The organism is Paraburkholderia bryophila (assembly GCF_013409255.1).
Taxonomy (GTDB): Bacteria; Pseudomonadota; Gammaproteobacteria; order Burkholderiales; family Burkholderiaceae; genus Paraburkholderia.
In genome coordinates this window covers 862,270-885,181 of the sequence record NZ_JACCAS010000002.1, presented here as the reverse complement: position 1 = coordinate 885,181, position 22,912 = coordinate 862,270, and the positions used below count along the sequence as shown (strand labels likewise).

Annotated in this window: 17 protein-coding genes and 2 pseudogenes; 16 read left to right on the top strand and 3 right to left on the bottom strand. The window is 59.7% G+C overall.

Going from position 1 to position 22,912, the window contains the following annotated elements; genetic code table 11:
• Window positions 1-21: 21 nt before the first annotated feature.
• A complete protein-coding gene (locus tag GGD40_RS25280) occupies window positions 22-1,644 on the bottom strand; it encodes a DUF2957 domain-containing protein (RefSeq protein WP_179745484.1) in 1,623 nt (540 codons plus the stop codon).
• 650 nt (window positions 1,645-2,294) lie between these two features.
• On the opposite strand from GGD40_RS25280, the gene GGD40_RS25275 reads away from it, so the two are divergent.
• The 11 genes from GGD40_RS25275 (at window position 2,295) to GGD40_RS25225 (ending at window position 13,209) form a co-directional block, all read left to right on the top strand.
• Entirely contained in the window at window positions 2,295-2,717 is a 423-nt protein-coding gene (locus GGD40_RS25275) for a MarR family winged helix-turn-helix transcriptional regulator (RefSeq protein WP_179745483.1), read from the top strand.
• An 89-nt stretch (window positions 2,718-2,806) separates the two neighbouring features.
• Window positions 2,807-3,229 (top strand): MarR family winged helix-turn-helix transcriptional regulator, encoded by a 423-nt coding sequence (locus GGD40_RS25270; protein ID WP_179712052.1) that lies wholly within the window; start codon window positions 2,807-2,809, stop codon window positions 3,227-3,229.
• A gap of 86 nt (window positions 3,230-3,315) precedes the next feature.
• A complete protein-coding gene (locus tag GGD40_RS25265) occupies window positions 3,316-4,425 on the top strand; it encodes an HlyD family secretion protein (protein ID WP_179745482.1) in 1,110 nt (369 codons plus the stop codon).
• A gap of 10 nt (window positions 4,426-4,435) precedes the next feature.
• Complete coding sequence (locus GGD40_RS25260; protein WP_179712056.1) at window positions 4,436-6,007, top strand: DHA2 family efflux MFS transporter permease subunit; 1,572 nt, start codon at window positions 4,436-4,438, stop codon at window positions 6,005-6,007.
• A 10-nt stretch (window positions 6,008-6,017) separates the two neighbouring features.
• On the top strand, window positions 6,018-7,451 hold the full coding sequence (locus GGD40_RS25255; RefSeq protein WP_179745481.1) for an efflux transporter outer membrane subunit: 1,434 nt from the start codon (window positions 6,018-6,020) through the stop codon (window positions 7,449-7,451).
• Window positions 7,452-7,503: 52 nt separating this feature from the next.
• Window positions 7,504-8,691 carry a thiolase family protein gene (locus GGD40_RS25250; RefSeq protein ID WP_179712061.1) on the top strand — a complete coding sequence of 396 codons (1,188 nt, stop codon included), beginning with the start codon at window positions 7,504-7,506 and terminating at the stop codon, window positions 8,689-8,691.
• A 225-nt stretch (window positions 8,692-8,916) separates the two neighbouring features.
• A complete protein-coding gene (locus tag GGD40_RS25245; RefSeq protein ID WP_035559252.1) occupies window positions 8,917-10,194 on the top strand; it encodes a NupC/NupG family nucleoside CNT transporter in 1,278 nt (425 codons plus the stop codon).
• 15 nt (window positions 10,195-10,209) lie between these two features.
• Window positions 10,210-10,599, top strand: coding sequence for a cytidine deaminase (locus GGD40_RS25240; RefSeq protein WP_179745480.1), 390 nt, complete (start codon window positions 10,210-10,212; stop codon window positions 10,597-10,599).
• Window positions 10,596-11,561 (top strand): nucleoside hydrolase, encoded by a 966-nt coding sequence (locus GGD40_RS25235; protein ID WP_179745479.1) that lies wholly within the window; start codon window positions 10,596-10,598, stop codon window positions 11,559-11,561. Before GGD40_RS25240 ends, GGD40_RS25235 begins: the two co-directional genes overlap by 4 nt.
• A 209-nt stretch (window positions 11,562-11,770) precedes the next feature.
• On the top strand, window positions 11,771-12,706 hold the full coding sequence (gene panE, locus GGD40_RS25230) for a 2-dehydropantoate 2-reductase (protein ID WP_179745478.1): 936 nt from the start codon (window positions 11,771-11,773) through the stop codon (window positions 12,704-12,706).
• 203 nt (window positions 12,707-12,909) lie between these two features.
• Window positions 12,910-13,209, top strand: coding sequence for a hypothetical protein (locus GGD40_RS25225; protein ID WP_179745477.1), 300 nt, complete (start codon window positions 12,910-12,912; stop codon window positions 13,207-13,209).
• 120 nt (window positions 13,210-13,329) lie between these two features.
• On the opposite strand, the gene GGD40_RS25220 is transcribed toward GGD40_RS25225, so the two are convergent.
• Complete coding sequence (locus tag GGD40_RS25220) at window positions 13,330-14,487, bottom strand: glycosyl hydrolase (RefSeq protein WP_179747043.1); 1,158 nt, start codon at window positions 14,485-14,487, stop codon at window positions 13,330-13,332.
• Window positions 14,488-14,975: 488 nt separating this feature from the next.
• Window positions 14,976-15,641, bottom strand: coding sequence for a hypothetical protein (locus GGD40_RS25215; protein ID WP_179745476.1), 666 nt, complete (start codon window positions 15,639-15,641; stop codon window positions 14,976-14,978).
• Between the two features lie 661 nt (window positions 15,642-16,302).
• Between GGD40_RS25215 and GGD40_RS25210 the strand changes: the two genes are divergently transcribed.
• The 5 genes and pseudogenes from GGD40_RS25210 to GGD40_RS37030 form a co-directional block, all read left to right on the top strand.
• Window positions 16,303-18,819, top strand: coding sequence for a type VI secretion system Vgr family protein (locus GGD40_RS25210; protein WP_179745475.1), 2,517 nt, complete (start codon window positions 16,303-16,305; stop codon window positions 18,817-18,819).
• A 66-nt stretch (window positions 18,820-18,885) separates the two neighbouring features.
• The gene (locus GGD40_RS25205) at window positions 18,886-21,201 is read left to right on the top strand and encodes a M23 family metallopeptidase (protein ID WP_179745474.1); all 2,316 of its coding nucleotides are present in this window, start codon (window positions 18,886-18,888) and stop codon (window positions 21,199-21,201) included.
• On the top strand, window positions 21,198-21,836 hold the full coding sequence (locus tag GGD40_RS25200) for a hypothetical protein (RefSeq protein WP_179745473.1): 639 nt from the start codon (window positions 21,198-21,200) through the stop codon (window positions 21,834-21,836). Before GGD40_RS25205 ends, GGD40_RS25200 begins: the two co-directional genes overlap by 4 nt.
• A 208-nt stretch (window positions 21,837-22,044) precedes the next feature.
• A pseudogene (locus tag GGD40_RS25195) lies at window positions 22,045-22,233 on the top strand (hypothetical protein); the annotation flags it as partial.
• A 273-nt stretch (window positions 22,234-22,506) separates the two neighbouring features.
• Window positions 22,507-22,704 (top strand): annotated as a pseudogene (locus tag GGD40_RS37030) (type VI secretion system Vgr family protein); the annotation flags it as partial.
• Window positions 22,705-22,912: the final 208 nt, after the last annotated feature.

Sequence of the window (22,912 nt, the reverse complement as noted above, 5' to 3'; positions counted from 1 at the left end):
CACGTTTCCATCAACGCACGCTTATTCCACGAACGCTCCGATCGACAGAAACGGATTCACCTTGCCGATGTTGTGCGCGGGATCGTTGGTGGTGAACGTCGGGTTGATCCCGTTCATCAGCAGACCGTACACCGGCCCGACCTGGACCATCACGCCGGTGTCGCCCGCCTGGTAGAGCGCGGTGCTGCCGGACATCAACGGCTTGGTCGCGGTCACGTTGACGATACCCGGTTGCGTCTGCGTGAAATCGAGCGAGAAGTTGCTCGACGCCGCGGACGTGAACGGATTCAACAACGCCGCCGACGGACTCTGAAATAAGGTCGCGCCGTAATTCACGCCCGGGTTGAACGACGCGCTGCCGTCGGTGCAGGTGCCCGACGCGGCATAGACCGGCTGTCCGTTGACATAGATCGGGTTCGGGCTTTGACCGATGGTGGTCACCAGGCCGCACGCCGACGCGCTATTCGCGCCGATATAGCCGCCCTTCAGCGCCGTTTGGGCAATCTTCGTGGCGGGCGCCAGCAGCGAGATGCCGAGCTGATCGTCGAGCGCGTTGTTCAGAATGCCGGTCGCGGTGTTATCCGTATGGGCATAGCCGACGCGAATCATCACCGGCACGAGTTGGTTGTTCACCTTGCCGACGATCATGATGCCGTGCGCCAGACTCGGCGCGAACAGCAGTTGCAGCACGCCCACGCCGGCCGCCGGATACGCGAGGCCGTTGGCGCGGCTGACGAACACGTTATCCGCCGAGCCGTCGGCATTGGTGCGCACCGTCCATGGCGTGCCGGTCAACACGCAAGAATTCGGCGATGAATCGGGCGTGCAGGTGCCGTCCGCATTGAGCGTCTCGCTGGCCTGAACGGCTTGCGGCGCCCAGCCGGTCGTCGTCAGGCCGTCCGTGCCTTGCGCCGGGTTGCCCTCGGGGCTCATGCGGAACCCGACTTCGTTATAGGCGCCGGCCACCTGGGTGAAGTCGGTGACCGTCTGGCTGAAACCTAGGAACGGATACGAGTCGAAGGTGCGCTGCGGCACGACGCCGATCGGGAAACCGAGCGACGTGACGCCCGAAAACTGGATCGTCGCGCCAGGAATCCCACCGCCGATAATGCCCTCGCCGACGAACAGCATCGGCGGATCCTGCGGATTGATGGTGACGCTGTAGGTGCCGTCGGCGGTCGTGCCGTTCTTCAGCACGATCGCGCAGCGGTTCTGTTCGGCGGTTGGCAGGGCGAAGGAGCCGGTCGGATTGTCGTAGTCGCCGGTGATCGTCAGGCCCGCGCGCGTCACGTTGACCTGGCCGACGGAGATCGGCACGGCGGATTCGACGAAGGTCATCTGATACTTCTTCGTCGCCGAATTGAATTGCATCTTGATGTACTCGCCGCTGCCCGAGCCGCCGGTGTAGGTGGTCGAATAGTCGAGCGCATCGGGGCACAGCTTGGCCGCGACGACCGGCGTACCGGGCGGCTGGCCTTGCGCCCCGCACGACGCGCCCGAACATTGCGGCACGGCGACGGCGCCCGGCGCATCCGTTTTGCCGGAGCCGCCGCAAGCGGCCAGCAGCACGGACAGCGCAAACGCGCCCGTCAGTGCGCCGGTCGGTATTGAAGCAGATGAGCCTGCCCACAGTTTGAACGCCATTGTTTTGTCTCCTCGTCAATCGTCGTTCGTTATTAATACGCGCGATTAAATGAGTCGCGCGGATGCCGCTGGGTTTTTATCCGTCCACGAAATGAAATGCCATGACCGGTGATGGCTCCGGATGCGCTCGCTAAAATGGCCCCGAATGCGCGGCGGGATAGTCGCGGCAAATCGAGAGCATCGCACGAGCCTTATTCGCCATCCGCGCAGACCGCGTCGAATAACGCGGAAGGCATACGAGACAGGCGAATCCAGGCCATGCAGGGCAGATCGTCGTAGGCTAGGTAAAACAGGGGAATTTCAGTGCGACGCTAACGTATTTAATGCCGGATATCGAAGTGGCGCATGCAAGCCGCATAGTGGGAATCGCGCTGACTGGGTGGAATGGCATTAATGTCTCCGTGGCCTGTTATTAGATTTAATTGGTTGCGGCTGAACATTAAGCCGCTGCTACGGACTTGTATATAGTGGCATTAATCCAAACCCGTAAGATTCGCCGTCGCGCCGTGCGGTGGGGCCTTGCGGCGGCAATTCAAACAGACGTATGTATGGAGGTTTTGCCCATCGATGCGGATTGCCGACACCCATCGCCTCGCCTCAAAACAAAATTCGCCTTGACTCTGTGCGTATGCACACATACACTCCTCGACATGAACCGCCCTCTCTCTTACGACGAATGCAACTGCTTCGCGCTGCGCCAGGCGGCGCGGCACGTCACGCAAATCTATGAGCGCCATCTGGGCGGCGTAGGGTTGACGGCTGCGCAGTTCACGATCCTGGCCAAGCTTGCACGCAAGCCGAATCTGCCCATGGCGGATCTGGCGGATGCCATGGTGATGGAGCGCACCACGCTGGTTCGCGCCATGAAACCGTTGCAGCGCGATGGCCTGGTGGTGGCGGAGTCGGCAGAGCACGACGGCCGCACGTTTCTGTTCAGTCTCACGGCAAAGGGCGAAACGACCTTCGACCAGGCGTCGGTGGCGTGGCGCGCGGCGCAGGACGAGTTTGAAGAACGCTTTGGGCATGCGCGCGCAAGAGCGCTGCGCACCGAGCTGTTCAGCATCACCGGCTAACCAAATCCGATAGGCCGCATGAACTCGTTCCGGCGGGTTCGATGCGTCACTTAATGTGCATACGCACTCACGATTCAGGAAACGCAGCGATGGAAGGCCTCTTCGACGACGACTGCTTTGCGATCCGCCAGGCCGCCCGTTACGTTTCGCAGCTTTACGATCGGCATCTGGCGAACGTGGGGCTGACCATCACGCAGTTTTCGCTGATGGGCCGGTTAAAACGCGTCGGCCCGATGTCGATGAAGCAGCTCGCCGAAGCCATGCGGATGCAGCGCACCACGCTGGTTCGCACGATCCAGCCGCTGCGCCGTAACGGCCTGATTTCGAGCGACGTGCACGGCGCGGACGCGCGGGCGCTGTCGATTGCGCTCACACCCGTCGGCGAAGAGCGTCTGAAGGCAGGCCGCGAGCATTGGTACGCGGCGCAAGCCGAATTCGAACACCGTTTCGGCGAAGAACGGGCCGCCGCGTTGCGCGGCGAGTTGTTCGCCATCACGCAGGATCCGCTCTGAAGTCGGACAGGCAGTCACGCAAGGTCGGCGCAACGCTTAGCGCCGTTTTTTTTAACTCAAGGAGTGCATACGCACATATCGACATCATGTCCACAACCCCTTCCACTATCGCGCCACCCAGCGCGGCTCAATCCGCCACACCGGCGCGGCGTATTCCCTGGATGCTGCTCGCGGTGATCACGGTGCTTGTCGTGCTCGCGTTGGCGGCGTCGTACTGGTTCTTCGTCGGCCGCTTTGTCGAAACGACCGACGACGCCTACGTGGGCGGCGATGTCACCGTGATGGCGCCGAAAGTGAACGGTTTCGTCACGGATGTGCTGGTGCGCGACAACCAGTTCGTGCACGCGGACCAGGTGCTGATCCGGCTCGATGCACGCGACTACGACGCCCGCCTCGCGCAGGCCAGCGCGGAAGTGCAGAGCGCCCAGGCCGCGGTGACCGAGTTGCAGGCGAAGAAATCGTTGCAGCTCGCCACGATCAACGAGCAGGCAGCCGAGGTGCGCGCCTCCGGCGCCGAACTAACGCGCAGCGCCGCCGACCAGACGCGTTATCGCGAACTGGTGAAGGACGACGCGGTGTCGAGCCAGGTGGTCGAGCGGGCGGACGCCGATCTGAGCAAGGCGCATGCTGCCGTCGATCGCAGCGGCGCGGCCCTGATCGCGGCGCAGCGCCAGATCGCCGTGCTCGACGCGCAGATCGGCGACGCCGACGCGCGCATCGCCACCGCGCAAGCGGCCCAGCGCGTCGCGGCGCTGAACGTGGAGTACACGACGATTCGCTCGCCGATCGACGGTTATATCGGCAATCGCACCGCGCGAGTGGGACTGCTGGCGAACACGGGCGGTTCGTTGCTGACCGTGGTGCCCGCGAGCGGCCTGTGGATCGACGCCAACTTCAAGGAAGACCAGTTGAAGAAGATGCAGGTCGGCGACCGCGTCGACGTGAATCTCGACGCGTCGAGCCGGCAGATTCAAGGCGTGGTGGAAAGTCTGGCGCCTGCCACCGGCGCGACCTTCAGCGTGCTGCCCGCCGAAAACGCCACCGGCAACTTCACGAAGATCGTGCAGCGTGTGCCGGTGCGTGTGCGTCTCGAGGTGCCGAAGGATATGCAAGGCGTACTGCGCCCCGGCCTCTCGGCCACCGTGAAGGTTCACGTCGACACCGGCAACACCGGCGACACGCCGGCGCACGGCTAAGAGACCGATCATGACCCAAGTCCTCGCCAACCCCGCCGATCTGCCGACGCGCACCAAAGTCCTCGCGTTCACGCTGATGTGCATCGGCTTTTTCATGGCGACGCTCGATATCCAGATCGTGGCGTCGTCCCTCAAAGATATCGGCGGCGGTTTGTCCGCGAGCCAGGATGAACTCTCCTGGGTGCAGACCTCGTATCTGATCGCTGAAATCCTGGTGATTCCGATGTCCGGCTGGCTCACTCGCGTGTTTTCCACGCGCTGGGTGTTCGCCTTTTCCGCGCTCGGCTTCACGATCACCAGCATGCTGTGCGGTCTCGCATGGGACATCAACTCGATGATCCTGTTCCGCGGTTTGCAGGGCGCGCTCGGCGCCGCGATGATCCCGACCGTGTTCACCACCGCGTTCGTGCTGTTTCCCGGCAAGCAGCGCTTGATTGCGTCCACCACCATCAGCGCGCTTGCCACGCTCGCGCCGACTATCGGCCCGGTGATCGGCGGCTGGATTACGTCGCAATGGTCGTGGCACTGGCTGTTCTATCTGAACCTCGTGCCGGGTGTCCTTGTCACGGTGATGGTGCCGAAGTACGTGCATTTCGATAACGTCGATCTGTCATTGCTGAAGAAGGGCGATTACCTCGGCATTCTGTTGATGTCCGGCTTTCTCGGCTGCCTCGAATACGTGCTGGAAGAAGGCCCGCGCAAGAACTGGTTCGGCGACGACGTGATCGTGTTTTGTGCTTGGATCTCGGCGATCTGCGGCTTCCTGTTTCTCGTGCATGCGTTCACCGCGAAAGAGCCGATTGTCGACTTGCGCGCGTTGGCGGTTCGCAACTTCGGCATAGGCAGTTTGCTGTCGTTCATTACCGGGATCGGGATTTTCTGCGCGGTGTTTCTGACGCCGGTGTTCCTCTCGCGCGTGCGCGGTTTCGACTCGTTGCAGATCGGCGTGGCCTTGCTGTCGGTCGGCTGTTTTCAATTGATCGCGATGGTCGCGTATTCGATCCTCGCCCGCATTGTCGACATGCGAATCCTGCTGGTGGTGGGGCTCGTGCTGTTCGGGTTCGGCTGTTATCTGTATGTGCCGCTGACCAGTCAATGGGGCTGGCAGGAGTTGCTGATTCCGCAGGCGTTGCGCGGCATTGGTCAGCAGTTCTGTATTCCACCCATCGTGACGATGGCGCTGGGTTCGTTGCCGATGTCGAGGCTGCGGTCCGCGAGCGGCCTGTTCAACCTGATGCGCAATCTCGGCGGCGCAATCGGCATTGCCGTGAGCAGCACGATGCTCAACGACCGTTTGAACCTGCACTACGAGCGGCTCGACGAACATCTGAACGCCGGACGCCCGGTGCTCGAATCGCTCCTGCAGCAGCAGACCGCGCATTTCGCGGCGGTGGGCGGCGACGCGTTGAACGCCGCCAACGCGGGGCTCGGCGCATTGCATGGATTGCTGATGCGCGAAGCGCTGGTGCTCACTTTCTCCGACACGTTTTTCGCGTTGTCGCTGTGTTTCGTGGTCGGTCTGCTGAGCGTGCTGTTCTCGCGCCCGTTCGGCAACACCGCGCCGCCGCCCGATGCTCATTGAGGAACCCAACATGAAACCGATCGTACTCAAAGTTCTCGCGAGCGCCGCGTTGTTGACGCTCGCGGCCTGCGCGGTCCCACCGGCCGAACACGCGGATTTGCCGCAGACGGTCAAGACCGTGGCGCCGGCTGCGTGGAATGTCGACGCGCCGCAAGACAGCGTCAGCGCCGATACGTGGTGGGCGCAATTCGGCGACCCGGTGATGCATCAACTGGTCGAGTCGGTGTTGACCGGCAATCTCGACGTGCAAGCCGCGGTGGAACGCGTCAAGCAGGCACAGGATCTCGCGACGCAGGACCGCGCGGCGCTGCTTCCCGAGTTGAACGCGAACGCCGGTGCTTCCGACTCACGCCAGAACACGCCGCCGCCGCTCGGCTACGTGCGTCAGGCCGGTTTCGGTTTGTCGGCGAGCTGGACACCGGATGTGTTCGGCGGCGAGCGGCTCGCCGTGCTGGCGGCGCAGGCGCAAGTGTCGGGCCGCGAGGCGTCGTTGAACCAGCTGCGGCTCGCGCTCGCGGCCAACACGGCGGCGGCGTATATCGATCTGCGCTGGGCGCAATCGCAATTGCAGATTCTCAGCGACAACGAGCAGATTCGTGCGCGTGCGTTGAAGCTCACACAGGAGCGCTTGCATTTCGGACTCTCGACGCAACTCGACGTCGCGCGTGCACAGAATCAATTGCAGGATCTGCAGGCGCAGATTCCGCGCTTTCAATCGGCGGTGCAGCATCAATTGAGTCTGATCGCGGTGTATTCGGGGCGCACGCCGGAAAGTGTCGACGGTTTGCTGCTCGCCAATGCCCGCGAGATTCCGTTGCCCGCGCAAAGCGTGCCGCAGATGTTGCCGTCGGAAGCGTTGCTGAAGCGGCCCGACGTTCGCACCGCGTATGCGACGGTCGAACAGCGCGCGGCGGAAGTGGGCGTGTCGAGAGCGCAGCGTTATCCGCAGTTCAGGCTGAATCTCGCCGACGGTTTGCTGGCCTCGTCGTATCTTGGCTTGCCGACGCTGACCGACAACCTGTTCAGCGCGGCCTTGAACGCCACCAGTCCGATCTTCAACGCGGGCCGCATCACCGCCAATATCGACGCGAGCGAGAGTCGCATGCGCGAATCGCAGCTTGGTTTGCAGCAGACCATGCTGCAGGCGCTGAAGGAAATCGAGGACAACCGCAGCGATCTGGTGAGCGGATCGGTGCAGGTGCAACGACTTGGCGGCGCGCTGGATGCGTCGGGCCACGCGCTGCGTCTGTCGACCGAGTTGTACAAGAACGGCGCGTCGAGTTTCCTCGACGTGCTGGACGCGCAGGAAGCGTATCTGCGCGACGACGAATCGTTGAATCAGGCCAAACGTGAGCATGCGCTCGCAGCGGTCGCGTTGTACCGGTCGCTGGGTGGCGGCTGGGATTTGCCGGGCACCGTCACGGCGGTATCGGCGAATAACTGATGTAGGGCCACGGCAAATCAAACTGCAAACGTAAGCCAACTGGAGAGAAGCAATGACGAACCCACGAGAAGTCGTGATCTGCAATCCGGTCAGAACGCCGATCGGCGCTTTCGGCGGATCGCTGAAAGAGGTGCCCGCCACCGAACTCGGCGCGCTAGCCGTGCGCGAGACGCTGCGGCGCAGCGGTCTCGATGCGGCGACGTTGGCGTCGGTGGTGATGGGCAATGTGATTCAGGCGGGCAACAAGATGAATCCCGCGCGCCAGGCGTCGATTGGCGGCGGCGTGCCGGTGGCCGTGCCGGCGCTGACGGTGAATCGCGTGTGCGGGTCGGGTGCGCAGGCGATCGTGTCGGCGGCGCAGGAAATCTGGCTCGGTTTCGGCGATGCCGCCGTGGCGGGCGGCATGGAGAACATGGACCGCGCGCCGTATCTGCTCGACAGCGGCCGCTGGGGCAGCCGCATGGGCAACGCGCAGGTTCACGACAGTCTGCTGCGCGATGGCCTGAACGATGCGTTTTCCGGCGAGCATTCGGGCTGGCATACGGAAGACCTCGTCGCGCAATTCGACATGACGCGTGAAAGCCAGGACCGCTGGGCCGCACGTTCGCAGCAGCGATTCGTCGAGGCGCAAGAGAACGGCGACTTCGACGCCGAACTGATCGCCGTACAAGTGCCGGGCCGCAAGGGTCCGCAACCCTTCACACGCGACGAACAACCGCGCCCCGATACCACCTTGGAAACGCTGGCCAAACTACGGCCGGCTTTCCGTCCCGACGGCACGATCACGGCAGGCAACGCGCCTGGCCTGAACAGCGGCGCGGCCGCGATGCTGGTGGCCGAGCGCGGTTTCGCCGAAGCGCGCGGGATCGAACCGGCCGCGCGTCTGGTAGCGTTCGGCGTTGCGGCGGTGGAGCCGGGCCTGTTCGGTCTCGGTCCCGTGCCTGCCGTGCAGATGGCTTTGGCGCGCGCCGGTTGGCAACTGCATGACGTCGAGCGCTTTGAAATCAACGAAGCGTTTGCGGCCGTGCCGATCGCGGTCGCGCGCCGGCTTGGCATCGCGGATGAGCTGATCAACGTGCAGGGCGGCGCGATCGCGCACGGCCATCCGATCGGCGCGACCGGCGCGGTACTGACGACACGACTGATCCATTCGATGCGACGCGACGGTCTGAAGCGCGGGATCGTGACGCTGTGCATCGGCGGCGGGCAGGGGATCGCGTTGGCGTTGGAAATGCTCTGAGCGGTGGGTTAGTCAGAGCTGTAGCACCTGAAAATCGCTGCAGCGCGTTAACGTCAATCGCACATTAACGCGCTGCAGCAACCCCATACTTCCACACAAAAAATGCACCACGCATGCCCTGCGCTGAATCCTTCAGCACCCGAACGCCACCCCTAACCGAATCTTTTTCCTCCAGCGTCAGTTTCGTTTAGCATCTGTGCCACTTTCACAAGAACGTCACGAGACATGGCCCTGATCGTCCGAAACCTCCTCGGTATTGCCGTCCTGTTGTTGATCGCCTATATCTTCTCCGCCAACCGGCGCGCCATTCGCTTACGTACTGTCGTCGCCGCACTGCTCACGCAAATCGGTATCGGCGCTTTCATTCTGTTCGTGCCATTCGGCAAATCGATCCTCGACGCAGCCGCAACCGGTGTCAATCACGTGCTGGCCTACGGCAACGCGGGCATCGAGTTCCTGTTCGGCGGCCTCGTGCAGCCCAAGATGTTCCAGGTCTTCGGCGACGGCGGTTTCGTGTTCGCCGTGCGCGTGCTGCCGGCCATCATCTTCGTCACCGCGTTGATCTCCGTGCTGTACTACCTCGGCGTGATGCGCTGGATCGTGATCGTGCTCGGCACGGTGTTTCAGAAACTGCTGGGCGTGTCGAAGCTCGAATCGTTTTCGGCTGTCACCACGATCTTTCTCGGTCAAAGCGAAATGCCCGCCGTCGTCAAACCGTTCGCGCGCGACATGACCGGCGCCGAACTGTTCGCTGTGATGTCGAGCGGCATGGCGGCCGTGGCGGGCTCGGTGCTGGCGGGCTACGCGGGGCTCGGCGTACGGGTCGACTACCTGCTCGCGGCGTCGTTCATGGCGGTGCCCGGCGGGCTGCTGTTCGCGAAGATCATTTGCCCGAGCACCGAGCCGAGCCGCGTGCAATTGCAGCATCTCAACTTCGACGAAAAGCGGCCCACCAATGTGATCGAAGCCGTCAGTTCCGGCGCGACCGTGGGCCTGAAAATCGCGGTGATGGTCGGCGCCATGCTGATCGCGTTCGTCAGTCTGATCGCGTTGCTCAACGGGATCGTGGGTGGCATTGGCGGCTGGTTCGGCCATCCGGACCTGTCGATGCAATCGGTGCTCGGCATGCTGTTCGCGCCGCTCGCGTATCTGATCGGCGTGCCGTGGAGCGAGGCGACGATCGCCGGTAATTTCCTCGGCCAGAAGGTGATTCTCAACGAGTTCGTCGCTTACGCGTCGCTGTCGCCGTATCTGAAAGACGCCGCCAGCGTGAGCGCGGCTGGCCTGCAGGCGCTCGATCCGCGTACCATTGCAATCCTGTCGTTTGCGTTGTGCGGCTTCGCGAATTTTTCATCGATCGCGGTACTGACGGGCGGCTTTAGCGCCGTCGCGCCGGAACGCCGCGCCGAAGTCGCGCGCTACGGCTTGCGTGTCGTGCTGGCCGGGACGCTCTCGAATCTGCTGAGCGCCACGATTGCCGGCATGTTCATTACGCTGCATTGAATCGAGGATCGCTGTATGAAGATGGAACAACTGCTGGAACGCGCGGGCGTCGCGCGAGAAAAGGCCTATGCGCCGTATTCGAAATTCAAGGTCGGCGCTGCGCTGCTGACTCAAGACGGCCAGGTATTCGACGGCTGCAACGTCGAGAACGCGTCGTACGGTTTGTGTAATTGCGCGGAACGCACGGCGTTTTTCAGCGCGATTGCCGCGGGTTATCAGCGCGACCAGTTCGCCGCGCTCGCCGTGATCGGCGACACCGAAGGCCCGATCGCGCCGTGCGGCGCGTGCCGCCAGGTGATCATCGAACTCGGCGGGCCGGACCTGCCGATTCGCCTCGGCAATCTGCACGGCGCGACCCGCGACACCACCGCGCGTGAACAACTGCCGGACGCGTTTTACCTATGAGCCAGCACAAGGTCATCTACGACACTGACCCCGGTGTGGACGACGCAATGGCGCTGGTGTTTCAGGCGCGGCATCCGGAGATCGAACTGCTCGGTCTGACGAGCGTGTTCGGCAACGCGACGATTCAGACGACCACGCGCAATGCGCGTTTCCTCGCCGGTCGCTTCGCGCCTGGCGTACCGGTCGCGCAGGGTGCGGCCGCGCCGCTCAAACGCATCGCGCCGGACCCGCTGGCGTGGATTCATGGCGACAACGGTCTCGGCAACATCGCGCTCGACATGAGCGACGCCGCGACGCTCGACGAGCGTCCGGCACACCGCTTCATCATCGACACGGTGCGTGCGCATCCCGGTGAAGTCACCCTGGTCGCCGTGGGTCCGCTCACGAATCTCGCGCTGGCGCTCGCCGACGATCCGCAAATCGCCACGCTCGTCAAACAGGTGGTGATCATGGGCGGCGCGTTCGGCACGGACGGCGTGCTCGGCAACGTGACGCCCGCGGCGGAGGCCAACATTCTCGGCGATCCGGATGCGGCCGATCTCGTGTTCGGCGCGGCGTGGCCGGTGGCGATCGTCGGTCTCGACGTTACGCAGCGCACCATCATGAGCCGCGACTATCTGGCGTCGTTGCGCGAACGCGGCGGCGCGGCGGGGCAATTCGTGTGGGACGTGTCGCGGCATTACGAGGCGTTTCACGAAGAGAGCGCGCAGCTCGCGGGCATTTACGTGCATGACTCGTCGGCGGTGGCTTATGTGCTGGCGCCGCATCTTTATACGACCCGCAGCGGTCCGGTGCGCGTGCTGACCGAAGGCATCGCGGTCGGTCAGACGATCCAGAAGCCGGTGACGATGCCGGTGCCCGCGCCGGACTGGGATAGCCGCCCGGCGTGCAAAGTGTGCGTCGACGTGGACGTCGGCGGCATGCTGGCGCTCTACGAGAAGACGATTCTCGGCACGCTCTGAGCGTGATGGTGCGACGGGCCGGAGGCACCGATTGATCTGACCTGAACAATCGGTGCATTGCAGCACGCCACGCCGGCAATCGTGGCCGATGCCGACGGTCAATCTTTGCTACATTCTCCCCACGCACTGCGTCAGCGGCTCCCTGGTGTCTCAGGTCTATCACCCGGAAGCCCAACGCCGCGCGACCGAAATCTATCAAGAGGCCAAAGATGCGAATTCTAGTAGTAGGGGCGGGCGCGGTGGGCGGTTACTTCGGCGGGCGTCTCGCGGCGGCGGGCCAGGACGTGACCTTCCTCGTTCGTGCGGGCCGCGCGGAAAAGCTTCAGCGCGACGGGCTCGTGATCAGCAGCGCGCGCGGCGATCTCACGCTGCCCGACATCAAGACGATCCTCGCCGGTGTCGGCGCCGAACCGTTCGATCTGGTGCTGCTCAGTTGCAAGGCCTACAGCCTCGACGACGCGATCGACTCGTTCGCGCCGTTCGTCGGCGAATCGACGCTTATTCTGCCGATGCTCAACGGCATGCGCCATATCGACGTGCTGACCGAAAAGTTCGGCGCGGAGCGCGTATTGGGCGGCCAGTGCGTGATCGCCGCGACGTTGAACGCCGAGCAGCACATCGTGCATCTGAACGAAATGCACGCGATCACGTTCGGCGAACTGGCGGGCGGCAAGTCGGAGCGGGTCCAGGCTATCGCGGATGCGATGGCCGGCGCGAATTTCGACGTCACCGTCAGCGACAACATTCTGCTGCGCATGTGGGAGAAGTGGGTGTTCCTGGCCACATTGGCGGCCAGTACGTGCTTGATGCGCGGTTCCGTCGGCGATATTCTGGCTGCGCCGGACGGCAAACGCGTGATCGAGAATCTGCTCGGCGAGTGCCGGGCGGTGGCCGAGAACAAGGGCTTCACGATGGGCCCGGACTTCGACACCCGCGCCACGCAGACGCTGTTCACGCCGTCGCCGCTCACCGCGTCGATGCTCCGCGACGTGGAAAACCACTCGCATACCGAGGCGGATCATATTCTCGGCGACCTGATCTCGCGCGGCGGCGACGCGCAGAAGGGCGAGCACGGCTTGTCGTTGCTGCGGATCGCCTATAGTCATCTGAAGACGTATGAAGCGAGGCAGGCCCGCACGTCCTGATGGATCGCACTAGCTAGCAGGACACCAGCTAGCAGGACACCAGCTAGCAGGACACCAGCTAGCAGGACACCAGCTAGCAGGACACCAGCTAGCAGGACACCAGCTAGCAGGAACCAGCTAGCAGGAACCAGCTAGCGGGAAGCAGCTAGCGGGAAGCAGGACAGGCAAGGCATGCCGTAACAGCCAACGATCGGAGGTGAAGCATGCCGAGTCCAACCGGATCCGTGGCCGCGCTCAGTAGCGCGTCGGCCACGATCTTTTCGATCGGCATTGTCTTTCTCGGCTACTGGGGCATGTACGAGCCGACCAAATGGCATTTCGGCGACGTGATGGTCGTCGTGATCGCGCTGATCGGTTTCGGCTGCCTCGGGCTCGTGCCGTGGTTGGCAACGAACCCGGCCCAATCGGAAACCAACGACACCCACATGCGCATCGCCCGGCATCTGTTTCTTGCCGGCGTCGGCTCGATCTGGCTGGCCGTGGCGGTGTCGCTGATTTTCTGAGTGGGCTTTTGCCTGGGCTTCTGCCGGGGCAACAGTACAAAGCCCTTTCTTTACGTCTGAGCCAGATAAACGGCGTATCGCTGAGCCCGCTGATACGCCAATTTCCATAAAGCGAAACGACTAGAGTTTGCGTTTTTTCAGCGTATAAGCGAACAGCGCATATTGCGTATTGGTCTCGGGGTCGAAGTAGTCTCCCTGAGCGGCTCCCTCGTCTAACTGCTTCCAAGCCTGCCCAGAATCGCTGCTGATAAAGGTGAGATCACGTGGTGCGCCATCGCCCGATGCATCTGTGACATAGACAAGCAGAACGCCTTGCTTGCCGACGCTAAGGCCATCGAGCATCAACTTGTCGTCGAAAGTATGTAATTGCTGAACCTCCGGTCTCGGAGCGTTCTTCCAGGTTGAAACAGCGCCGATGCGATGCCCTTTGTCCGCAGGATCGTCCCAGTTACGCGGAGCACCAAGACGCGATAGTGCGTAGAGCGAATAGCTGCCGGCCGAATCCGGTGATGATTGCAGATCGACGACGGTTTGCTGGGGCAACACGGCCTCGGGCTCGAAATCCTGCTGGTTCCAGGCCAGCCGATAGACAAGACTTGAAGTCTGGATTTCACCGAGCTTGTCCACGTAGTAGGCAACGTGTAGCAAGCCGTCCGGCCCAAGGTTCACCGCGTCAAACGTTTTGCGGGGCTTGCCGATGTTTGCGAGAGGCGGCACCTTAATTTCTTGCCACGACTGCCCGCCATCGGCCGTGCGCCATACGTGAGGTCCCCATCCGATTGCGTAACCGCGCTGCGGGTCAAGGAACAGCAACTGTCCGATGTTGTGGTCTTCCTGCCAGTTCAATTGCACCCAGTTCTGGCCGCCATCGCTTGAACGCCAGAGTTTGGAAATTTGCGGTGTTAGTCCGTCCGATGAATTGGGCGATTTGTAGTCCATCCATCCTGTACTGACATATACCGTGCGCCAGTCTTTCGAATACCACCAGGCGGCATCCTGACCTAGTTGCTGGAATGTACGTTTTACCCCGGCGTCGATAGTCCCCTGCAAGAAGTTCACGGTCGACCGGTTTATGCGCTCACCGGAGTCGTTCATCCATGCTTCGGTTGGCTCCGCTACATCAGGATCTTTCGATTCACTCGCCGGCTTAAACGTAATTTGTGGGTCAGCAAGCTTTAGACTGATCACCTGACTCCCACGAATACGGAACTCCCCACCACCGTAGGGCCTATCGCCTTTCGCAAAAGATGTCGCAATCGTTTCCCAACCGCTCGTCATGCTCTGGTATCCGTAGGTTAAAGCTGCCATCAAGGCGAGGCCGCCTAATAGCATCTTCCAGCGTTTCGATTTTTGCATATCATTTTGCCAATAGACGGCCGAGAGCTTTTCCGACGGGGTCGTCCATGTCTGATTGATCATGTTCGGCAGAACCACTTTGCCGCTGTCAACTGCCTGTTCTCAAGTCCATCCGTCACCTAACTCCTGAATATTTGGCTGGGCTAAAGCTTTGTCAAGGCAGGCTGTAAAGTGTAGACGGCGCAAATTGCAAGCCAATAGACCGCTGGCCTGATAGGTTCTTGCATTGCATTGGACGCGTCGGACGCTCACGGGTATGTGCGTAGGAAGCGTTGACTTATACGTGCCCAATCGTCTGTCCTCAGTGCCTGAAGTGGTCGGAATCTTTGTGAAATGAGGCTTAAGTCTGCCGAGTCCAAGGTAACCGCTTGCCTTAGATCGCGGAAGATCCTGTTCAGGGTAATCTTCGGTTACCGGACGATTGAAATATTAACGGTGGTCGATGGTCCCGACTGCGCGATCACATCAATCGCCGTCCTGATATTCGAAAACGGCTCGATCGCAGCGATGAATCGCTCGGCGGCTCGGATGTCTGTAGCGAGGTCTAGGGCCGCCCATGCAATAGCAAGGAAGAACGCGGTCGACAAGGCAAGCGCGAAAACTACGGTCCACGGTACCGGAGGCTGCTCGGCGAAATACCATGGGCCCAAAGCGGCATATACCGACATGGCATATGCGAAGAAACCCCCCCATCTCCTGCGAGACCTTTGTTGAGAGGTTGCAAAGGACTGCGTGAACTTGAATTTACGACTTGATTGATCAAATTCCACCAAGTGGCGCACGGTTCGCATTAACGTCAAAGCTTTCAGCGGTGATCGTCCATCCAGTATGCAAAGTATCTCGCTATACTCGTAGAGTGCGCCGAATGTGGTTCGAAATTGTTGCTCAACAATCAGTCGATCACGCTTTACCACGTCAAAGGCCAAGAATGCACTCAATTGATCAAGGCGGCCCTGCTCCACGTTCCTCGACTTCGTCCGTTCTTTGAGGCGACTTTGAAGCGCTCCAAGTATTGCGGGTGCGATTAAGGTCGCGATAAATGAAAAAATATGCTGAACGGTTTCTGGAATGATCATGGTCTCGTCGACGGTTGTCCCTAGCTATCGTATTAACGGCAGACACACCGGTTTCTTCAATCGGCGCCACAGAACGCCTGCGCATTCGGTACTTTGAACAACAGGCGAAGATCGGGGTTTTAGGTGCTACATGAAAATCCGAAGCGTTACTGAAGTTATCAGGTAGATGCGGGCCACCGATCCGCTTCGTGATTATTTTGTCTGGTTGGACCGGGTGGTCGATGCCGATGTTAGAGCTCTTAGAAGCGCTGTTGACAGCGCAACCCGCAGAGAAGACATCCGGCAATTCCTTCAGCACGACCCGCGCCACTTGATACGCCATCTAAGTGGCGGGCGCGGGCGGTAGGTGCCTCCCAAGCAGAAGCTCGGATCAGAGCATGTGACTGACTTTGTCGTTGGAGAACGATACATGCCCGGATTTCATTGGCAGGCAGTTGAGCCGGAAAGTCCGCTCAAACCAATGTTCAAAAAGAACCTAAACCGAAAGAATATGCTGAGAGTTGCTTGGCAGAATTTGTAGATATGCCGTCTGCATTGATTGGCCAACAAATCCATAACGCATCACACTTACTGACATTGAATAGCTAGTCGATTCATCTGAACTTTCGTAAAATCGCACGCGACGCGGTTGCTCAGTCAATCGAAACAGAATAGAGGCGGTATGGGAGCGCAAGACATAATCGGGGCACTCACCGGCGGGCTCGTGCAAAGCGACCGCCTGCTTAAACTGGATAGCCCTTTGGGTAGTAATGTCCTGCTACCCCGGCGAATCGTTGGTCATTCACGAATTGGCCGCCATTTTGAATTCACGGCCGATGTCGTGCCCACCTCCGACACGATTGAACTCAAAAAGCTGATCGCCCAGCCCGTGACGCTTTGGGTTCAACAGACGGACAGGTCCTATCTTCCTCATCACGGTTACGTACATACCGCACGGCGTCTTGGATCGGACAGCGGGCTGACGAGTTATCAGATCGGCTATGCGTCATGGATGCACTTCCTGCGCTTTCGCAAAGATGCGCGAATCTGGCAGGACAAGCCGGCCGACGAAATCCTCACCGATGTCTTCAACATGCATCCGCAAGCCCAAGGCGCATTTCGCTTTGCGTTGAGTAAGCCGTTGCCCTCGCGGTCGTTCTGCATGCAATACGAGGACGACTGGAATTTCGTCCACCGTTTGATGGAAAACGAGGGGCTATTCGGCTACTTCGAGCAGGCGAGCGATGGCAAATCGCATACGCTCATCGTTACGGACAGCCTCGACACGTTCCAGCCTCTTTCACCGCAGACAGTTCAGTTTTATCGCGCCGGCACGAACAGCGAAACCGATGCGCTGGTTCAGTGGTCGGGCACGCGAACACTGCAAAGCACGACACTCACGACCCGCACCTTCGATTACAAGGCACCCGCTTCTCCCACCTTTGCCAAGGGCACAAGCATTCCAACGCTTCCTACGCAGGGGAATCTGCCTGAGCAGGCTGAGGTGTATGAATACACCGGAGCCTACACCTATGGGACGCAGGACCGGGGCGACGCACTGTCAAAAATCCGCGTGGAAGAATGGGAATCGCGGGCAAAACGGTTCTATGGCTCGGGTGGTGTGCGGGGTGCGGATGCGGGATACTGGTTTCAGCTTGACGATCATCCCGGCCATGCGCCAGATAGCCAGCAAAACCGCCAGTTTGCGATTATCGAAACCGCCTGGTTCATCGAGAACAACCTGCCAGTGTCCAGTCAGGCGACCGATTTCCCGCACAGCCTTAAGAGCGAGCTCGCTGCTGCGAAAGCTAACCATCACGGCCTGAAGGTCGCGCATGCGGATGGCAGCGAAGGATTCTTTCTCGTTGAGATCGAAGCTCAGCGCAAGATTGTTCCGTTTCGCAGCCCATTTACCCATCACAAACCGAAGATGCATTTGCAGACCGCGATTGTCGTCGGCCCTGCAAATGCGGAGGTCTATACCGATCCGCTGAATCGCATCAAGGTGCGTTTTCACTGGGATCGCCTCAACGAGGGTGACGAAAAAGCGTCGTGCTGGGTTCGTGTCGCCATGTCTGATACCGGTGGTGAGTATGGCGGTGTACATGTCCCGAGAATCGGCGAAGAAGTGCTGATCAACTGGGTAGACGGCGATTGCGATAGACCTCTTGTAACGGGCCGGGTTTACAACGGCGCAACGCAACCTCACTGGCATTCCAACGGTCTGCTATCCGGCTACAAGTCCAAGGAATATCAGGGCAGCGGCTACAACCAGATGGTGATGGACGACTCGACGGGCCAGAACCGTGTTCAGCTTTTTTCAACGAGCACGAACGCACATCTGCATCTGGGTTACCTGATTGATCAGGCCGGGAACAACCGAGGCAGCTATCTGGGGAGTGGCTTTGACCTGAAGTCCGACGCTTACGGTGCAGTGCGTGCGGGCCAGGGCTTGTATGTCACCACCTATCCGACGACCAGCCAGCCGCTGGATGCACGGCAAGCGACCTCGCAGTTAGTGAATTCGGAAAGCGTGCTGGAAGCGATGTCGAACGCCAGCACGACGCATCAGGCAGAAAGTCTCAAGGATGGCTATGACTCGCTGAAGTCATACACGGACGCGACACAGAACAGCGTGTCTGGCTCATCGTCAGGGGGTAACACGGCGGGCGGCGGGACCGGGAACGCGAATGGGTTCAAGGAACCCGTCATGCTGTTCGGTAGCCCCTCCGGTATCGCCATGTCCACGCAGCAGTCCGTGCACATCGCCAGCGACGCACAGACCAACCTCGTGAGCGGACAGAGCACCCACATCGCAACGGGCAAATCGTTGATTACGAGCGTCACGCAGAAGCTAAGCCTCTTCGTCCAGAATGCTGGAATGAAACTGTTCGCAGCCAAAGGAAAGGTGGAGATCCAGGCGCACAACGATAACATCGAGCTCACCGCACAAAAGAGCGTCAAACTCGTCTCAGCGACGCAAAGTGTCAACGTAATGGCACAGCAAGACGTGCTGCTGACATCGGGGGGCGCGTACATCCGTATCAGCGGCGGCAACATCGAGATTCATGCACCCGGAAAGATTGATATTCGCGGCGCACAACATTCGTTCGACGGGCCGACTTCGCAATCATGGCCCATGCCGCAGCTTCCTAAGGGCGACACAACGTTACCAGGGAAGTTCGTTTTCTCCCAGTGAACGCTATGCCTGATTGGCCCGTCCAGACCTGCCAGAAAAATGATCATAAGTTATCCAATTCAATCAATGAACGCCGACGTAGGCGATGCAGCTCGCGATGCCAAATATGCGGACACTTGGTTCCCTGACCCAGCGTATGGTTCCGGCGCATATCCGCTGAGCGCGCATCTCCGATGGCATGGGGGCGTGCACCTAAGCTACGGTGCGGAGCCTATTCGCGCGATAGCGGACGGAACTGTGGTCTTCGTGCGCGCGGCGACGAAAAAGAATACCGACCCGCACGATCCGCTTAACTACGGCGGCGGCCACGCCTGGACCGACAACGGCTGTGTTGTGATCAAGCACGTGGCTGAAACAGGTAAAGATACCAAAGTCATCTTCTGGTCCGTGTCCATGCACCTGAAGGAAGTCAAGGTTCACAACGGGATGCAACTTTCCCGTAAGGAAATTCTGGGGGCGGGAGGCGAAATTAGTGGTGTGCCCGCGATACATTTTGAGATTTTTACGGATCTCACTGGTATCAATGCGTTGATCAAACGTCAGGATCAACCATACAAAATCTTCCGTGCGGCCGATAATTCGGGTGATGCCGACCTATGGGGCGACATGCACTTCGTATTGCCGACCGGCACCACGATAGTTGACCGCACACCTGAGCAAGCTTACGAAGCTCATAATGCATGGGCGCAGCGCAAGAAAAAGCACGAACAAGCCGAGCACAAGCGCATTCAAGGGGTCCTTGCGCAAGCACACCGTGCGCACAAGCATGCAGATCCGGCCGCGACCACAGCGCAACCGTTTGGTGAAAGTGAACCATCTCTGACGCCCTCCCGCATCGGAAATACTGACCGTACACTGAACGTACGCATTGCCTTCGTTAAAGGCGGTTATTGCGCTTCGAGCTTCGGGGACGACGGAAGCGTAATAGACAACGTCAATTCACCCGACCCACACTACGAATTCACAATGAGTGCATTGAGCACGCAGATCGCACCGAACTCTGAAAGCGCCGCCTACGAACTATTGCGCTTCGGCAGAGTTGTCGGACCAGATACGCTTGACCCATCGGATATAGGGAACTACAAGTACATCGCGTGGGACAACGGAAAAAACGGCTACGTCAACTTAAATAATGTAGCAATAGTCAAACTTTCTGACGCAGATTTCCCGTCGTTCCTCGGCTGGCAACGGGTCGCACATGGTGCACAAGGAAACAATTCGACTGAAGACGGCCGGTGTGATGCAAAAACCATCCTCGATCTAATTCGCTCGGGCAGCACAACCGACGTGACCGACGATGAGGCCCGTTCAAGGCTCAGCGATCCAGCTATACGCACCAAGCTGCGGCGTCTTGTGTGTGAATTTCCGACGGAATGGGAAAGTGGTCCTTTTGACGAGCGCTACGGCTTCCTTCTCCAAGATGGAACCTGGGGGGACAGCACAGCGCGTCCGGCCATGACGCAAGAACAATACGCACAGTTCAAAGCTCACGCATCTGCGTTGCAGTGGTGGGATGCTGCCGCCCTCGGTTTGCCTTCTACGCTTTGGCATTTCCATCCGATTGAATTCATTACCTGGATGCGCAAATGCGGGTGGGTCGACAAGAGCACGCTCGCGCGCATATATCCGTCGACAGCCGAGGATTTGCGAGAACGCTATCGGACGCCACTCAATCAGATCATGCAAAAGTTTGTCTTCACCACGCCGCTTCGGCAAGCACACTTCTTCGGGCAGGGCGCGGTGGAATCCGGCAGTTTGACCGCCATGCAAGAAGCGAGCATGCTGAACGGGGCGAAGAACCCGGAATCGGAAGTGCCAGAAGCTCAGCGAGGACACTGGTACGGTCGCGAGCCCGGTGAATTTGACAGCTACTTTAGCACTGACAAGGTCAATAGCCTTGGCTTTACTTTCGCGCACTCTTATAGCTGGATGCTCGGCAACGTAGGTGACGTAGATGCACAGAAGTTTCGAGGTCGTGGCTTCAAACAGTTGACTGGTCGAGAAAACTATGCCGACTACTACGTCTATCGTGGCTGGCTAAAACGCTCGGATTTCGATGCGAACTGGTGGTCGGATTCCGCTTATAAAAACCACCATCCTTCCCAAATGACGAAGCGGCCAGCGCCAATCGACGACCCCGATCGCATCATTGCAAATCCGTACAATTGCATCGACAGTGGTGGCTTCTTCGTCACCTATGCAAAACCGGTCATCAAAGAGACGATCGACCATGGGTCACCACGGATTCCCGTTACAAATGCAGAAACGGAGGAATTGAGAAAGTACTCCCTTCTGGTTACACAGGCGATCAACGGCAGGGCTGCCCTTGGTCATGCCGAACGCTTCGATGCAACACTTGTCGCCTTAAAGGTCCTGAATTGAAAATCTATAAACTGGGGGCCGCCGCTCTGGTCGCCGTCACCGTCCAGGCCCAGGCTCAGACACTGGATTCCGTACGGTATGTTCGGACGACTGGGATGCTCGTTCTCACCAGCGCGGATCACACTGAAAAGCAATGTCGCGTCGATACAGAGGTCAGGGATGTGACGCCCGTTTTCAATTGGAACAAGACGATCGTAACTCTCGGCAATGTCGAGTATGTGAGCGTCGCATCCGTGATCAACTGCACTGGTGGTGTTGCGCCTATTGAGCGCATTCCTGAAAAAGCTGGCACCGTCAGAGATGTGAATATCGCGAAAGGGCTGTATCTCTCGGTTGCCGTCGTGAGCTCCAGCCCACTCACCTACACTGCACTGGTTGCGAAGCTCGGAAGCCGGCAGCCCATCGCCGATCTTCCCGGAATGTATAGCGCGACGAAGAGCATGTCGCGCGTGCTCAAGGAGTCATTCACTTACCTTGATTCGAGACCTGGTCGAATTTCTGCCGACGGGCGCTACGTGAGCGCTGACGGCAGCATGCGATGCACGCCGGAAGCATATCCGGGCGTATGGGATCTGAAGCGTAAGCAAAAGGTCGTGCGAGAGGACGGCTGCGAATCGCTTTTCACATCATCTTAATGTACCCGACGACTTGGGCTAACTTACGAAGTTGCGGATCTGTAGCCGCAATTTGATCTGACATGACATGACATGACATGACATCAGCAGCGGACCGTTTTACGAAAGTTCGAGCGTATCTGGCAGCCGACGTATTTTCCCTGCTGGAGCGATTCTGGATTGGCGCGTGGTTTCAGAACGACGCGGCGAGCGATTCTAGATGCAGGACATCCCCGCAGAAGACACGCCAACATACGAGATGATTTCCCGGGCGGATACGGTAGGCGTATTCCAGATCGAATCGCGCACGCAGATGTCGATGCTGCCGCGACTGAAGCCCTGTACTTTCTACGACCTCGTCATTGAAGTCGTCGTCGTTTGGCAGGGATCCATTCAGGGTGGTGCCGTTCACCCGTATTCATAGTATGACCGTGTGCTGCTCCAGTAGATGTTCATGTTGATGGAAGCGGTTGTTGTCGTCGATCCACGTATCAAGGCCGATGACAGATCGATGGCAAGCTCTACATGCGAAAAAAATGCCGCTCTTACCGCGACATTGATACTCCGACCCAGCCGGAGTACCGGTATGGATCGAAGCCAGGCCACTCTGGCGACGCCATTCGGTCGTCATGTCGTTGCTGACCGGAGCGTCTTCCCCATGCTACCGTGGAAGTTCTTTGCTTCGCGTCCGGGAAATAACAGAGGCAGCTATCTGGGCAGTGGTTTTGACCTGAAGTCGGATGCTTACGGCGCGGTGCGTGCAGGCCAGGGCTTGTATGTCGCCACCTATCCGGCGACCAGCCAGCCACTGGATGCACGGCAAGCGACCTCGCAGCTGGTGAATTCGGAAAGCGTGCTGGAAGCGATGTCGACTGCCAGCACGACACATTAGAAAATGCGGATGGTTGAGCGAAGACGAGTTGACTTACATGATGCCTGCGCACAACGCACTCACGCAATCCGGCCCATTGCGAACTCCAGTTGGCGCGGCAGTGAGCGCTGAGCAAGCGCGCGGCCGCCTCAGCCCTCGAAAGAATGCGCCAAACCGCGCACTGAGAAAATATTCTCTCAACGCAACGTCGCAGCGGTTAGGACTC

Bases quoted from the DNA above. Each gene is read 5' to 3' on its own strand.
- GGD40_RS25250 (WP_179712061.1), top strand. From the start codon at position 7,504: ATGACGAACCCACGAGAAGTCGTGATCTGCAATCCGGTCAGAACGCCG.
- GGD40_RS25265 (WP_179745482.1), top strand. From the start codon at position 3,316: ATGTCCACAACCCCTTCCACTATCGCGCCACCCAGCGCGGCTCAATCC.
- GGD40_RS25235 (WP_179745479.1), top strand. From the start codon at position 10,596: ATGAGCCAGCACAAGGTCATCTACGACACTGACCCCGGTGTGGACGAC.
- GGD40_RS25225 (WP_179745477.1), top strand. From the start codon at position 12,910: ATGCCGAGTCCAACCGGATCCGTGGCCGCGCTCAGTAGCGCGTCGGCC.
- GGD40_RS25270 (WP_179712052.1), top strand. From the start codon at position 2,807: ATGGAAGGCCTCTTCGACGACGACTGCTTTGCGATCCGCCAGGCCGCC.
- GGD40_RS25205 (WP_179745474.1), top strand. From the start codon at position 18,886: ATGAACGCCGACGTAGGCGATGCAGCTCGCGATGCCAAATATGCGGAC.
- GGD40_RS25220 (WP_179747043.1), bottom strand. From the start codon at position 14,487: ATGACGAGCGGTTGGGAAACGATTGCGACATCTTTTGCGAAAGGCGAT.
- GGD40_RS25240 (WP_179745480.1), top strand. From the start codon at position 10,210: ATGAAGATGGAACAACTGCTGGAACGCGCGGGCGTCGCGCGAGAAAAG.
- GGD40_RS25280 (WP_179745484.1), bottom strand. From the start codon at position 1,644: ATGGCGTTCAAACTGTGGGCAGGCTCATCTGCTTCAATACCGACCGGC.
- GGD40_RS25260 (WP_179712056.1), top strand. From the start codon at position 4,436: ATGACCCAAGTCCTCGCCAACCCCGCCGATCTGCCGACGCGCACCAAA.
- GGD40_RS25210 (WP_179745475.1), top strand. From the start codon at position 16,303: ATGGGAGCGCAAGACATAATCGGGGCACTCACCGGCGGGCTCGTGCAA.
- GGD40_RS25245 (WP_035559252.1), top strand. From the start codon at position 8,917: ATGGCCCTGATCGTCCGAAACCTCCTCGGTATTGCCGTCCTGTTGTTG.
- panE (WP_179745478.1), top strand. From the start codon at position 11,771: ATGCGAATTCTAGTAGTAGGGGCGGGCGCGGTGGGCGGTTACTTCGGC.
- GGD40_RS25275 (WP_179745483.1), top strand. From the start codon at position 2,295: ATGAACCGCCCTCTCTCTTACGACGAATGCAACTGCTTCGCGCTGCGC.
- GGD40_RS25255 (WP_179745481.1), top strand. From the start codon at position 6,018: ATGAAACCGATCGTACTCAAAGTTCTCGCGAGCGCCGCGTTGTTGACG.
- GGD40_RS25215 (WP_179745476.1), bottom strand. From the start codon at position 15,641: ATGATCATTCCAGAAACCGTTCAGCATATTTTTTCATTTATCGCGACC.